The organism is Paenibacillus sp. 22594, assembly GCF_052044425.1.
Lineage (GTDB): Bacteria > Bacillota > Bacilli > Paenibacillales > Paenibacillaceae > Paenibacillus_AQ.
Map to the genome: position 1 here is coordinate 607,149 of NZ_JBQENA010000004.1, position 13,023 is coordinate 620,171.

Here is a 13,023-nt window from a genome sequence, read left to right on the forward strand (position 1 = left end):
GGGCTCCTCTTGTGTTAAATTAGGCAACTACGGCAGGGTTGCAGGTATAGCTAAATTCTGTCAATAGCATGCCATTATGATATAATTAAACCTTGTAAACTTCAACTTTAGCGCTGTCAGCTTCCAACAAGAAAGGAAGAGTTCCATGATTTCATACGCCATTCTCGGCATTACGTTTCTTTATGTAGTCATTCAGATCATTATTTATGCCTTACGGCAGCGCAAGCCGCTAACCCGTGATGACATTGATGAGCGTCTGCTGGCTGCGCTGAACGGAGGCGACCATGCCGGTAAATAAGAAGAAACCCGTGACGTTCCGCCCCTTTAAGACTCCGCGGTATGCTTTTGACAAGCTGCGTATCTGCCGCCGGTGCAGCCGTTATACTGCGCTCGGTGAAGAACGGTGCAGCAAATGCGGCCATGCTTCGCTGACACCAGTAGAGAAGCATGCAATTTCCCTTGCCGGACGAAAAATGCATACCCGGCTTCTTCTCATCCTGCTGCTTACCTTGGGTTCGGTCTATTTCGGCCAAAGCCTGCAGCAGATGGCGCTGTGCGGTGCCGGCGGCATCGTGCTGGCCGGACTGCTCTTGCTTATGCAGCGCAAAGTGCGGCAGAACGAAAATCTGTATGCCCTGAATGAGCTGCTGGGCCGCAGCATAGACAGCATCAGGGATGGCTTGGAGATCAACCGCCAGGAAGCAGTGTCCGTTCTGCGCGAGAATGATGTGCTGGCCTATGAGAAGCTGCGCGAAATCTCGATTCTGCTGCGCGGCGACCGGGTCGCCCGCCAGCGTGTCGCTCTGCTGCACGGCTTTCAGCTGCGCAAGGATATGAACCTGGAGCTTGAGCAGCTGCTGCTCAAGGATTTCGAACCGCTGCTCGCCGAATATATCGGCGAGATTGCCAAAGTGCGGCCCGAGCTTATCAAGGACCGCACGCTGCGCTATGTCAAAACCTATGAGGTGCAGATTCTGGAAATGGAACGTGGCGCAGCCATTCTGACGGCTGTGGCCGGAGCGGCAGTGCGGTTAAAACGCTACGCGCTGCTCAACTCGGGCATGATCGGACGATACATACAGGAGCTTCCCAAGGACCGTTTTATGCGTCTGAGCCGGATGATATCCGCCAATCCCTACGAGGCCTGGAACGGCCTGGACCTCAAAGTGGCGGAGGTCCGCGAAGCCAAATACCGCTGGGACCCCGATTTTTGAATAGAGCACTGTCAGCCGGAAAAGGGGCTACTACAATATGACGATCAAACAGGTCTTAACCCTGCGGAACTTTATGATCATTCTGTGTATATTCATGCTGGCCCTGCTGGGGCAGAAGGCTCTCAGGCTTCACAGCAAGATCGAGACGGTACGGGAAGCCGAGCGGCTCTATGTCTCCGGAGACCTGATTGCCGCCGAGAAGCATTACCGCCTGGCAGCCGCTAATGCTTCCATTCTTTACAAGGAAGAACAGATTGCCTCGAGACTTAAGGAGCTGGCTCCAATTACGGCGATCCGCAGTAGTCTTAGCACACTTACACTGAAGATTGAAGACCAGCTGGCGACCAAGGATTTTGGCGGTTTTATGGAGAGCTATGCCTCGCTGCTGAGTCTGAAGAGCCAATATATGAAACCAAGCGGACCCTATGAAACCTATTATCGCCAGCTGTCAGGGGGTTCAGGCATTTCGGATCAGCTGGGGACAGGTTTTCAGCAGTTCAAGGCGCAGTTTCTTGCCGAACTGGCGGCAAGCCAGCACGGCAGCAGCACCGATAATGACGGAGACAGCTTCAAATGGAATCTGCTGAGGATTCCCGATGTGTATCTAGGCGGAGCCGATGCCAAAAAAGATCTGCTGGCCACACAGTTCAAAGCGCATGACACCGCCCGGCTCAAGGCGCTTGCAGCAACGGGCAGCTTCTCGCCCATGCTGAATTACGCTTTATCCCTTAACGATGCCTATAGCAGCCACAGCTATACGGCTCCCTGGGTAGCCAGCCAGATTGAAATGAGCGCCAAGCTCATGCTGCGTAAGGATGTAGACGGCGATCAGATTGCTGCCTTCTCTACGCATGCTGCAGCGTACCGCAAATATGCTGCCTCGGCTGGCCTCGCTGCCTCGAAGGTGCTGACTCTAATCGACAGTACCACCACCAAGCTGCTCCGAAGCGCCGCAATGCTGGTTCGCAGTGGCGGGTACGCGGAGGCCATTCAGCGCTACAGCGACCTGTCCCAGCTTCAGGACACGGCGGCTGAAATCGCCGCAGCACAGCTCGCGTGGAACATTGCCGAACCCGTCCGCATGTTGCCCGGCGGGGAGGAGCCTGGTAAATATACGCATGTTGTTTCCGTCAGCGGGCGTTACGGCGCACGGCTTGCCGTAACCGGAACAGACAGCAGCGGACGCCTCTATTATGCGGATTTGAGCAATGACGGCACCGTAACTACACGGACCGGAGATCCCATACCGGGCTTTGAAAGTATCAGCAGCCTTGCTTTTGATGACCCGTTGTCCGTCTACTCCGAAGTGCCGGTGGTAGTGGCTGCAGGCAGCCACGAAGACGGGCGGACCTCTTTCACAGCCTATACCATCAGGCCTGAAGGAATCTCCCTGCTCTTCTCGTTTGCCGGCAACAGCTACGAGTTCCAGCCGGACGATGCTTCCATCCGTGTCACCAATGCAGATATGGGAGACGGTTCGGAGGGCCAGACTGCCATATTCCGGCAGACGAATGGAGTCTACCAGTTCTCTGAAATCTACCAGCAGTATCCGCTTGTGGACGCTTCTGAGCTGGAGCTTCACCCCCTGGAAACCGTTGTCTTGAAGGTTGATATTTATATCGATTCCAACGGCAGACCCGTAGCAAGCGCGAATGGGCGCTTCCTGGCCCTGCAAGGAAATGTGGGTACGGTTACGGGTCCCGCCTTGGTAACGGGCCAATTCCAGTATGGATTCGATTATGTAGGAACCGATACAGGGGAACAGTACGTGCCTGTATTTGCAGTCGAGTCATTGGGGAGTATGAATCCAATTCCCTAAGTACTCTAATACTATTATTGGAGCAGCGTGGTCATGCACGCTGCTCCTTTTGATGTCTGCTATGATTTCATTATTTTTTCATTATTACGGGATATAATGAGCCTTATATAGAGCGGCTGAGGAGGAAACCATGCGTATTCTATTAGTAGAAGACGATACCAAACTCGGGTATATGATCCAATATAAACTGCAGCTTGCAGGACATCTGGCAGAATGGGCCCGCAACTCGGATGAAGCGGAACTGTTCTTTTCCTCTGCAGAATTTGATCTCTACATTCTGGACTGGATGCTTCCTGGCAAGACTGGCCTTGAGCTATGCAGGCAGCAGCGCCGCCTGAATGACAACACGGCCATTCTGATGCTGACGGCACGCGGCGAGATTGAGGACCGCGTCAGCGGACTGCTTACCGGAGCGGATGACTATATGATCAAGCCTTTCGCCTTTGAAGAACTCCTGGCCCGTATTACGTCCCTGGACCGCAGAAAACAAACCCAGGGTTATGTGAACCAGTATGCGGTCAGCGGCCTGCGGCTGAACCCGGCCACACAGGAAGCAGAACGTGCCGGGGTCACTTTCACCCTGACTAACCGCGAGTTTCAGCTTTTGGAGTTTTTCGCCCGTCACCCCAATGAGGTACTGTCCAGAGAGCGGATTCTTAATTATGTATGGGGTAACAATGCCGATGTTACTCTGAATGCGGTGGATGCGGTGATCAAGCTGCTGCGCAAAAAAGTAGATGACCCCTTCCCTGTGAAATTGATCAGGAGTGTCCACGGAAGAGGCTACCGCCTGGTTGACACCGGAGCTGTCCATGATGATACCTAACACCCGCAGGCAATTAACCATCTTTTACAGCACTATGATTGGATTAATTCTGCTCCTCATGGCGGCTTCCTTCTATTGGGTACTGACGGATGTGATGCACAGGGATGAGAGGCATAATCTGGAGTCCGCCGGGCAAAAGGCCGTAAACGAATGGCGTAATCATTCACCGGGGCCGCAGGATCAGGAGGAAATCCGGGAGCAGCGTCAGGCGGACAGCCACCGGATGGAATGGGAATATCTGCAGAGTGACCAATTTGCGGTCATTACAGATCCTTCATGGACGATCTTCGTTCATTCGCCAGAGGAGAATAACCTGTTGCTCAAGCCTTCCTTCCAGAAGCTGCTGGATGCCCAAGGGAGTAAAAACTACATTCATTTGAGCATCTCTTCGGGTAACAACAGGACGAATTATGCGGTACTGCGTGTGATGACAGGTGATGAAGAACATCCGTTTCTCTTGCTCGCGGAAGAGGTTAGCAAACAGGAGCATTTATTGAAGGAGATGAGGCTGCTCCTCATCGGGATCACGCTTCTCCTCCTGGCGGTGGCCACGATCATAGGATATATACTGGCCGGCCGGGCTATGATTCCCCTCAACCATGCGTTTATCCGGCAGCAAAAATTCACCGCTTACGCATCCCATGAGCTAAGGACACCCCTAAGTGTACTTCAGCTGTCGGTGGACATTCTGGAAGAGGAACAGCACAAGCTTTCACCGGTCCATCAAACGGTGCTTCAGGATATGAAGGAAGAAATACAGCGCATGACACGCTTAACCGGACAACTGCTCACGCTGGCCAGAAACGATTCTCCTGTGCAGCAGATGAGACGGGAGGTATTCGACCTGAAGCATAGCCTTTCTTTTGCAGCCGCAAGAATGCAGCTGAAGGCTCACGAGAAAACTGTGGAGCTGCAGCTCCATATCGGCAACACGGAAGATACCTTTACCTGTCTGGGCGACAGTGAACAGATTGATCAGCTGCTTTATATTCTTTTGGACAATGCAATCAAATACTCTGCGGAGGGAGGCACAGTCACGCTGGGGATTTCCCGGAATGACAACGGCACTGCGAATGTAATCATTCAGGACACGGGCTGCGGGATTCCCGAGGAGGATCTTCCCCACTTGTTCGAACGGTTCTACCGGGTAGATCAAGCCCGCACAAGAGAGCATGGCGGCACCGGGCTGGGACTCGCCATTGCGCACGAGATCGTCAGCCGGCACGGCGGCAGAATCGTCGTAACCAGCACCCTTCATCAGGGGAGCACATTTACGGTCATCCTTCCTGAAACCCAGCGAATCCTTAGGCAACCACTCAAGTAGAAAATGGAGGTATTACTATGTTCACTGAAGTCTTTAACCACATCCATCCTATTGTCGTACATTTTCCTATCGCTCTGATCCTCATCGGATTTGGATATGATCTGGTGGTGGCCCTGAAAAAACACACTTTGAATCCTTCCGGAGGGTTATGGATGTGGCTTCTTGCTGCAGCGGGAGCATGGGTCGCTATAGCAACCGGACCGGATGATGATGCCCGCGGCGTGACTTCATTTATTGAGCCTCACGAGACGCTCGCTACTCTGACCGCTTGGGCAGCTTCTCTGATCGTTGTGTGGAGATTGCTGATGTACTTGAAGGGCAAGCGGGCTTTTGTGAAGGTTCCGCTGGTGCTGTACTTGGCCGTCTCCCTTGCCGCTTGCGGGCTTGTGCTGGGAACCGGATATTACGGCGGGAAAATGGTGTACACAGATGGCGTGGGCGTCTCGGCCAACGGCGCTGCAGTCAATCCACCTGTGCAAGGTAATCATAAGTAAAAGAGTTAAGAAGCCGGTGCCCCCTGTAAAGGTGAGCACCGGCTTCTTTGTGATGAACGTCCTGTTTGGCATGCTGCCGGCTGGCATCCGCTATTCTTTTACAGCACCGACAACAATCCCGGTTACAAAGTACCGCTGTAAAAAAGGATAAACCATCAAAATCGGCAAGGCGCTTATAAAAATCTGTGACGCCCGGAGGGTACGCTGCGACTGATTGGCCACGACGTTCGGATCAATCTGCGACATATCTGCCTGCACAATAATTGTCTGCATAAAGGTCGCGAGCGGGAGCTTTGCGGCATCCTTGATATAGATAATCCCGTCGAAATACGAATTCCAATGTCCGACCATAATGAACAAGGATACCGTGGCAAGAACCGGCAGGGACACCGGCAAATATACGCTGTAGAAGGTACGGAACTGCCCTGCCCCGTCAATAAAGGAGGCTTCTTCGAGATCTTTGGGCACCGTACGGAAGAAATTCAGCAGCAGGATAATATTGAACACAGCCACCAGTCCCGGAAGGATCAGCGCCATCAGGGAATCCATCAGCCCAAGCTTCAGAATCAGAATGTAGCCGGGGATCAGACCGCCGCTGAACAGCATGGTGACGACAAAATACCAGAGATAAATATTGCGGGCCCGGAATACACGGGTTTCCTTGGAGAGCGCGTATGCAGCAACGGTATTCACAACCAGGGCAAGGGCCGTTCCCAGCACGGTCCGTTCTACAGACACCCAAAGGGCAGAGAGAAAGTTGCTGTTGTTAAATGTTTTTGTATAGGCTTCAAAAGTAAATCCGATCGGCCAAAAGGTCACCATCCCGGCATTGGCCGGAGCCGTCGAACTGAGCGATACCATCAGCAAGTGATATAGCGGAAGCAGGCACAGTACGGAAATAACCGTCAGGAAGACATTATTGAATACGCTGAATATGCGGTAAGACGCCGTTTTGTGATACATAGGATGTCATCCTTTCTAAAAGATTCTGTAGCCGGCAAACCGGTATGCCAGACGATAGGAGATCACGATCAAGATTAGGCTTATCGCCGATTTGAACAGATTCACCGCAGTGGCAAAGCTGAACTGTCCGCTGAGCAGACCCTCTCTGTAGACAAAGGTGTCAATAATATCCCCTTGCTGATAGATCAAAGGACTATAGAGGTTAAACACTTGGTCAAAGTTCGCGTTCATCACGTTGCCCAACGCCAGGGTTGCCACCACGATGGCAATCGGAATCAACGCCGGAATGGTAATATAAATCGTCTGCTTCCAGCGCCCTGCCCCATCCACTTCCGCCGCTTCATACAGGGAGGGATTAATGCCGGACAGCGCCGCCAGGAATATAATCATGTTGAACCCGAATTCCTTCCAGACATCACTGAAAATGATCGTGAACCGGAACCAGTTACCGTCACCCAGGAAGAAAATCGGCTTCACGCCGAACAGACTGGAGATGAACTGGTTGATCAGGCCCGTCTGGGCAAGCATATCAATCAGAATCCCCGACAGGGTAACCCAGGATAAAAAGTGCGGCAGATAGACCAGTGTCTGAATGGTTCGTTTGAGCGCCATCTTTCTGACCTCATTCAGCAGTAAGGCGAAGAAGAACGGGATAATCAGGTTCATCACCATTTTGGAGCAGGCGAAGAACAGGGTGTTCCATGTAATCTGCAGGAAGTAATCGTTCTGCCACATGTATTCGAAATGTTTGAGTCCCACCCAGGGAGAATCAGCGAATCCGAGCGCCGGCTTATAATCCTGAAAGGCCATTAGAATTCCGCCCATGGGAACATAAGAAAAAATAAACACCATAACGGCCGCCGGCAGCACCATAAAGTGAAGCATCCACGGCTGCTTATACCCCTTTTTCTTCGATAGGCGCGGCGTTTTTCCAGAATTCACCTGCTGTATAGTGTTAGCTTCCATCGCTCTCTCCCGCTTTCAAAAAATTATTTTGTGTGTTGTATGAATCTCTGATATAAATAGTAGCAAGCATTTCTAAGGTTTGACTATATTACTTTGTTAGGCTCTCATAGGGATTTATTAGGGCATCGTCTGGGGGGACATTAGATGGGTCTAAGTAAAGCTATTAACTTCGCTAAGGAAAAATCCTGGAGCAGATTTAGTTTGTTCGCCAAAATGAACAGTCTGATCATTGTGCTGTTTGTGCCGATCATCATCGTGTATACGTATTCCAATAACGTCACTTACGATGTAGTCAGTAAAGAGCTCCAGGAATCCAATACTAAACAGCTCACTTTTTTATCCAGTCAAATTGATTCGCGGATCAACCAAATGATGGATTTCAGTCTGGTATTCTCGAAAGATCCGAATGTCAGGAAATTCAATGGCCTGAATATGTGGGAAGACCGTTACGACCATATGCAGACCCGTTATGTCATTCAGGAGAAGATGATGCTCCAGTCCGGGTTAACGGATATCTGGCCTTCCAGATACGCTGTATATTCCCAGCAGAACAAGGATGTCATTTCCAATTACGACAAGCCCACAGGTTATGATGAACACTATTTGAAGCAAAATATGAGCGGTAAATGGACATACAGCGACGGCCAATCGGGCTATCCGGGGAAAACCAAGGCTTTTTACTGGTTCTATAGCGATTCTATTGCTCCGCAGGGAACGTTTACGGGAAGTGATCTGGTTGTTGAAGCCAGCTTCAGCTATGAGAATATCCAGAACATGCTGGATACGTATAAGGCAGGGGGGCAGGGTGACCCGTTCTTCTATCACAAAGGCGATAAGCCGATCCTGAACCGCAGTGCGGACCAGCGCCTAACCGGTGATTTGATCACTTATCTGAATGAGCATTCACCGGACAACAGCACGCAGCATGTAGTGAAACTGGAGAATAAAAATTATCTGGTCAGCTCGGTGAAGTCCACTAATCTGGACTGGTATCTGGTTGACGTTGTACCGCTTGACCGTATTCTCGGGCCTATATCCGGCAGCCGTAATTTATTCTATGTATCCATGCTTCTGCTCTTTGTTGTTGGAATCTCGGCTTCCATTCTGCTGTACCGGAACGTTCAACAGCCCATCAAGAAGCTCATCAAAGGGCTTAGACGTGTGCAGCGGGGCGACTACACTGTACGCCTCCACTCCGAGGATCAAAACGAATTTTCGTTTCTCTTCCACCGGTTCAATGATATGTCTCATCAGATTCAGGACCTGATTGAAAATGTCTTCAACGAAAAAATCCGGGCCCGTGAGGCCACCCTGAAGCAGCTTCAAGCTCAGATTAATCCGCATTTTCTCTACAATTGCCTGGGATATATTATCAATATGGCTCAAATGAAGGATGAAGAAGCCGTTGTATCGATGGCTTATAACTTAAGCGCCTACTATCGCTATACTACCCGGATGGAGCGGGATACAGCCACTTTGGACGACGAAGTCAAACTGCTGATTAACTATCTGGATATTCAAAAGCTGCGCAATGGCCGAATCGATTATCATATTGATATCCCCAAAGAGATGCTGAAACAGTCTATTCCGCGTCTCCTGCTGCAGCCCATTGTGGAGAACTCAGTCATTCATGGGGTCGGAAAATCGTACAGCTCCGGTGAAATCAGAATCACCGGCGAGACTACCGAAGGCTTCTGCCGGGTGTATATTGACGATGATGGGCCGGGCCTGAGCCAGGATCAGCAGGAAGCGCTCAACCGGAAGATGCGGGAGCCGCTGCGCGAGGAAATGGGCTGTGGCCTTTGGAATACGAATCAGCGGCTTATTCACCAATTCGGTAATCAATCCTTTCTGCATTTCAGGGAATCACCGCTAGGCGGTTTCCGGACAGAGATTATCTGGGAAATTCCAGCTCAGGAAGAGTATCACCTGTACACTAACCAACAAGGAGACACACAGCATGCAAATGATCATCGTTGACGACGAAGCCCACTGGGTAGATAACCTGTCCATGACCAAACCCTGGCACACGCTGGGAATCGAACAAGTACACAAGGCATATTCCGCTACCGAGGCGCTTCAGATCATCGAAACGCACCCCATAGATATTGTGATCTCAGATATTCAGATGCCTGAAATGACGGGACTTGAACTGATAGAACGGATCCGGAGACGGGACAAGAAAATCAAATGCATCATCTTAACCGGGCATTCGGACTTCGAATACGCCAAAACTGCCATTCAGCACAGTGCAGTGGATTACCTGCTTAAGCCTCCGACAGACCCTGAATTACTGGGTGCCGTCCAAACGGCAATTGATCAATTGAATGCGGAGTGGGAGCTGGTCAGCTCCCTGGAACGGACCCAATATACGCTGAGAGAGAACCTGCCGCTGCTGCGCGGCCAGTTGCTTCTGAGTGCTCTGCAGGGCCAGCGGATGTCAGCCGATGAATGGGAACGCAAGCTGGGGAGCTACGGTCTCCCCTTCAGCCATGGGGACTGCGCCTTGATGCTTGTCAGGCTGGAAGAAGAATTCGGACAGTATAAGAATAACGGACAGTTACTCATTGAATATGCAGTCATTAATATGGCGGAAGAGATTATTGGCGAATTCATGGAGGTCTGGGGCGTCAAGGAAGAGCATGGATATCTGGTCTTTCTGCTTCAGCTGAAGAAACAGGCAGCAGATCTGGGGAAAGAAGGCCTTCTGGAGCAGCTGTCTGTGCAGCTGCAGTACAAGGTAAAACAATTCCTGAAAGGTTCGCTGTCTATAGTGATCACAGAATGGTTCAAGTTCCCTGAGCAGCTGTCTGACCGGTTCCGCCAGGCCTCGGCCTACTTCCGCCAGATTGTCGGGGATGAGCGGGAATTCGTTATGCGGGTCAGTGAACCCGGCGAACAAGCAGAGCAAGGACCGCTGGATGCCCTCTACACACCTCCTTCTCTGATTCATTTGCTGGAATCCGGACATTGGGAAGCTGCCGAGGCCAAGCTGATGGATGTATGTGCAGAACTGGATGAGAAATGGCCTGAATCCTGGGAGCACTGCATGGAAGCCGGATTCTTAATCTCGGCGGCTTTCTCCAACCTGGCACACCGGAATGGACATACGCTCGGGAAACTGCTGGGGACAGATATTGAAGAGCTGCAAAGCGGTGAAGCCTTCTCTTCCATCAACAAGCTCAGAGTGTGGTCCGTGAACGTGCTTGGCAAGCTGAAGGAGGGAACCTCAAGCGAAATCAAAGACATCCGTTCCCTCTACGTGAAGAAAATCCAGGAGTTTACGGATAAGAATCTGCATCTGGATGTTTCGTTGCGGGTGCTGGCAGACCATGTCAATCTGCATCCCACCCATTTATCCAAAATCTACAAGATTGAAACAGGTGAAGGCATCAGCGAATATATTTCACGCCTGCGTATGGACCGGGCCTGTCATATGCTGAAGACTACCGCCAAAAAGGTGTATGAGATCAGCACAGACATTGGCTACATGGACCCCGCCTACTTCATCAAGGTATTCAAACGACAGTTTGGGGTAACACCGCAGGAATATAGGGACGGAAAAAAATAGCATGATAGAGTCCTATCAAAACTAAGAAACTCATATAGATGCACTCCCCTCAAAGTTGGTACAGTACACATGTAAGCATCATACACAGTAGGGGGACATGATGAATGAATACATTCCAAAAATTAGGCTCGTTGCTCGCTGTCACAGCTCTCGTCACACTCACAGCCTGTAACGGAACATCCAATGAGAAGGCACCCAAAGACAATGCCGCTTCCAATAGTGCCACTACCTCTGAAGCCGACGCAGCCTTTGCCAAAGGCAAATACGATCCGCCGATTGAGATCAGTTCAGTACTTATGCCGAAGAAGTACGCCCATGGCGACACGAAGGAAAATAATGTACATGACCGTTGGATGCTGGAGACTCTGGGAATCAAGCATAAAGATACCTGGTATCCCGCGAATGACGACCAATACCGGCAAAAGCTTCAGCTTGCGATCTCCTCGGGCGAGAAGCTTCCGGATTTCGTATCTGTACCTACCAATCCTGTACTGACTAATCAATTGATTGATTCCGGCCAGTTCATTGCGATTGATGAGCTGTTTGACAAATACGCCGACAAGACACTGAAAGACCATGCTGCTGCACACCCTGAGCTCTGGTATCCTTTCATGAGAGACGGCAAGAAATACAATATGCCGATCATGGAATATACCGACAATGACGATACCCTGCTCTGGCTCCGTGAGGACTGGATGGAGAAGCTGAATCTTAAGGCACCCAAGACTATTGCCGACTTAGACAATATCATGGACAAATTCAAGAATCAGAACCCTGACGGTCTGGCTCCCGATAAAGTGTATCCACTGGCCATTTCGCTGAAAAATAACACAAACACCTGGATGGGCTCGCTCGACTGGCTATTCGGAGCTTATGGGACCATCGAGGAGCAATGGAACATGGATGCGAATGGCAATCTGGAATATGGTTCTGTGAACCCGGGTGCCAAGCAAGCCCTTGCTAAGCTGAAGGAATGGATGGATAAAGGCTATATCCATGCCGACTCCGCTCTATGGGATGAAGCGAAATCCGCTGAGAGCTGGACCAAAGGCACGGCAGGCATTTTGCCGGGAGCCCAATGGGTTCCAGACTGGCCCGCTCCCGATCTGCTCAAGAATGTGCCGGGATCTAAGTACAAAGCCTACCCTATTCCTGCCGGACCTGATGGCAAGATCGGCACCAAATGGCAGAATTCCGGTGTAAATGCCAGTATCATGATCAATAAAGATGCCAAGCATCCGGAAGCTATCTTCTTGTACTATAACTATTTGCTCGATAACGTGGCGAATCCGACCGCAGGCAGCCCATATGAATACGGCTTTGCCAAGGGCTACGATTGGGATATCATTAATGGCCAGCCTACCAGCGATAAAGAGAAGATTAAGGACTTCAACAATGAGTTCCCGTTCCTGACCGGTCCGGCCCGTATTCCTGATCTGTACATGAAAACACTCGTTAAGCTGGCAGACGGCGAAAAACCGGTAACCCCTTATGAGAAACAAATGGCTGAGTTCCGCAAGCCGGAAAACTGGGCAGCCGCCAAGATCGTAATGTCACAGAAAGATATCCGCAAGCAAAACTATTTCACAGGTGCAGCTACACCGACCATGGTCTCCAAGTGGAATCTGCTACGCCAGTCCGAGATGGAAACCTTCAACAAAATCATCTACGGCAAATTGCCGGTTGATGCATTTGACGAATTCGTCACCAACTGGAAAGCTAACGGCGGCGACCAAATCACGAAAGAAGTCAACGATTGGTACAAATCCGTATCTGCCAAATAATTAGAAGTCGGGAATAATTTCAGTAGAGCAGTATATAATTAAAACGGGCAGGACCCGGCAGC

Annotated in this window: 11 protein-coding genes; 9 read left to right on the forward strand and 2 right to left on the reverse strand. The window is 50.8% G+C overall.

All coding sequences use genetic code 11. From position 1 onward, the window contains the following. Nucleotides 1–145: 145 nt before the first annotated feature. From ACTJKB_RS16835 to ACTJKB_RS16860, 6 genes are all read left to right on the forward strand, one after another. Nucleotides 146–298 (forward strand): hypothetical protein, encoded by a 153-nt coding sequence (locus tag ACTJKB_RS16835; RefSeq protein WP_167374697.1) that lies wholly within the window; start codon nucleotides 146–148, stop codon nucleotides 296–298. Beyond that, nucleotides 285–1,214 carry a hypothetical protein gene (locus tag ACTJKB_RS16840; RefSeq protein ID WP_440835503.1) on the forward strand — a complete coding sequence of 310 codons (930 nt, stop codon included), beginning with the start codon at nucleotides 285–287 and terminating at the stop codon, nucleotides 1,212–1,214. Before ACTJKB_RS16835 ends, ACTJKB_RS16840 begins: the two co-directional genes overlap by 14 nt. A 37-nt stretch (nucleotides 1,215–1,251) precedes the next feature. Further along, entirely contained in the window at nucleotides 1,252–3,033 is a 1,782-nt protein-coding gene (locus tag ACTJKB_RS16845; protein ID WP_440835505.1) for a hypothetical protein, read from the forward strand. Nucleotides 3,034–3,163: 130 nt separating this feature from the next. Further along, entirely contained in the window at nucleotides 3,164–3,859 is a 696-nt protein-coding gene (locus ACTJKB_RS16850) for a response regulator transcription factor (RefSeq protein ID WP_074082931.1), read from the forward strand. Then, the gene (locus ACTJKB_RS16855; protein WP_440835506.1) at nucleotides 3,846–5,183 is read left to right on the forward strand and encodes a sensor histidine kinase; all 1,338 of its coding nucleotides are present in this window, start codon (nucleotides 3,846–3,848) and stop codon (nucleotides 5,181–5,183) included. Before ACTJKB_RS16850 ends, ACTJKB_RS16855 begins: the two co-directional genes overlap by 14 nt. Before the next feature lie 17 nt (nucleotides 5,184–5,200). Beyond that, nucleotides 5,201–5,677 carry a DUF2231 domain-containing protein gene (locus ACTJKB_RS16860; protein WP_440835508.1) on the forward strand — a complete coding sequence of 159 codons (477 nt, stop codon included), beginning with the start codon at nucleotides 5,201–5,203 and terminating at the stop codon, nucleotides 5,675–5,677. Between the two features lie 90 nt (nucleotides 5,678–5,767). Here ACTJKB_RS16860 and ACTJKB_RS16865 read toward each other — a convergent pair whose 3' ends face one another. Both ACTJKB_RS16865 and ACTJKB_RS16870 read right to left on the reverse strand, forming a co-directional pair. After that, nucleotides 5,768–6,640 carry a carbohydrate ABC transporter permease gene (locus ACTJKB_RS16865; protein WP_440835509.1) on the reverse strand — a complete coding sequence of 291 codons (873 nt, stop codon included), beginning with the start codon at nucleotides 6,638–6,640 and terminating at the stop codon, nucleotides 5,768–5,770. A gap of 15 nt (nucleotides 6,641–6,655) precedes the next feature. Then, nucleotides 6,656–7,606: an ABC transporter permease gene (locus ACTJKB_RS16870; RefSeq protein ID WP_440835511.1), complete on the reverse strand. Its 951-nt coding sequence runs from the start codon at nucleotides 7,604–7,606 to the stop codon at nucleotides 6,656–6,658. Between the two features lie 144 nt (nucleotides 7,607–7,750). Between ACTJKB_RS16870 and ACTJKB_RS16875 the strand changes: the two genes are divergently transcribed. The 3 genes from ACTJKB_RS16875 (at nucleotide 7,751) to ACTJKB_RS16885 (ending at nucleotide 12,961) form a co-directional block, all read left to right on the forward strand. Further along, on the forward strand, nucleotides 7,751–9,586 hold the full coding sequence (locus ACTJKB_RS16875) for a cache domain-containing sensor histidine kinase (RefSeq protein WP_440835512.1): 1,836 nt from the start codon (nucleotides 7,751–7,753) through the stop codon (nucleotides 9,584–9,586). Next, nucleotides 9,567–11,177, forward strand: coding sequence for a response regulator transcription factor (locus ACTJKB_RS16880; protein ID WP_440835514.1), 1,611 nt, complete (start codon nucleotides 9,567–9,569; stop codon nucleotides 11,175–11,177). The genes ACTJKB_RS16875 and ACTJKB_RS16880 overlap by 20 nt, the downstream gene beginning before the upstream one ends. 104 nt (nucleotides 11,178–11,281) lie before the next feature. Next, on the forward strand, nucleotides 11,282–12,961 hold the full coding sequence (locus tag ACTJKB_RS16885; protein ID WP_440835515.1) for an ABC transporter substrate-binding protein: 1,680 nt from the start codon (nucleotides 11,282–11,284) through the stop codon (nucleotides 12,959–12,961). Nucleotides 12,962–13,023 lie beyond the last annotated feature (62 nt).

Bases quoted from the DNA above. Each gene is read 5' to 3' on its own strand.
- ACTJKB_RS16865 (WP_440835509.1), bottom strand. From the start codon at position 6,640: ATGTATCACAAAACGGCGTCTTACCGCATATTCAGCGTATTCAATAAT.
- ACTJKB_RS16860 (WP_440835508.1), top strand. From the start codon at position 5,201: ATGTTCACTGAAGTCTTTAACCACATCCATCCTATTGTCGTACATTTT.
- ACTJKB_RS16875 (WP_440835512.1), top strand. From the start codon at position 7,751: ATGGGTCTAAGTAAAGCTATTAACTTCGCTAAGGAAAAATCCTGGAGC.
- ACTJKB_RS16845 (WP_440835505.1), top strand. From the start codon at position 1,252: ATGACGATCAAACAGGTCTTAACCCTGCGGAACTTTATGATCATTCTG.
- ACTJKB_RS16870 (WP_440835511.1), bottom strand. From the start codon at position 7,606: ATGGAAGCTAACACTATACAGCAGGTGAATTCTGGAAAAACGCCGCGC.
- ACTJKB_RS16840 (WP_440835503.1), top strand. From the start codon at position 285: ATGCCGGTAAATAAGAAGAAACCCGTGACGTTCCGCCCCTTTAAGACT.
- ACTJKB_RS16885 (WP_440835515.1), top strand. From the start codon at position 11,282: ATGAATACATTCCAAAAATTAGGCTCGTTGCTCGCTGTCACAGCTCTC.
- ACTJKB_RS16850 (WP_074082931.1), top strand. From the start codon at position 3,164: ATGCGTATTCTATTAGTAGAAGACGATACCAAACTCGGGTATATGATC.
- ACTJKB_RS16880 (WP_440835514.1), top strand. From the start codon at position 9,567: ATGCAAATGATCATCGTTGACGACGAAGCCCACTGGGTAGATAACCTG.
- ACTJKB_RS16855 (WP_440835506.1), top strand. From the start codon at position 3,846: ATGATGATACCTAACACCCGCAGGCAATTAACCATCTTTTACAGCACT.
- ACTJKB_RS16835 (WP_167374697.1), top strand. From the start codon at position 146: ATGATTTCATACGCCATTCTCGGCATTACGTTTCTTTATGTAGTCATT.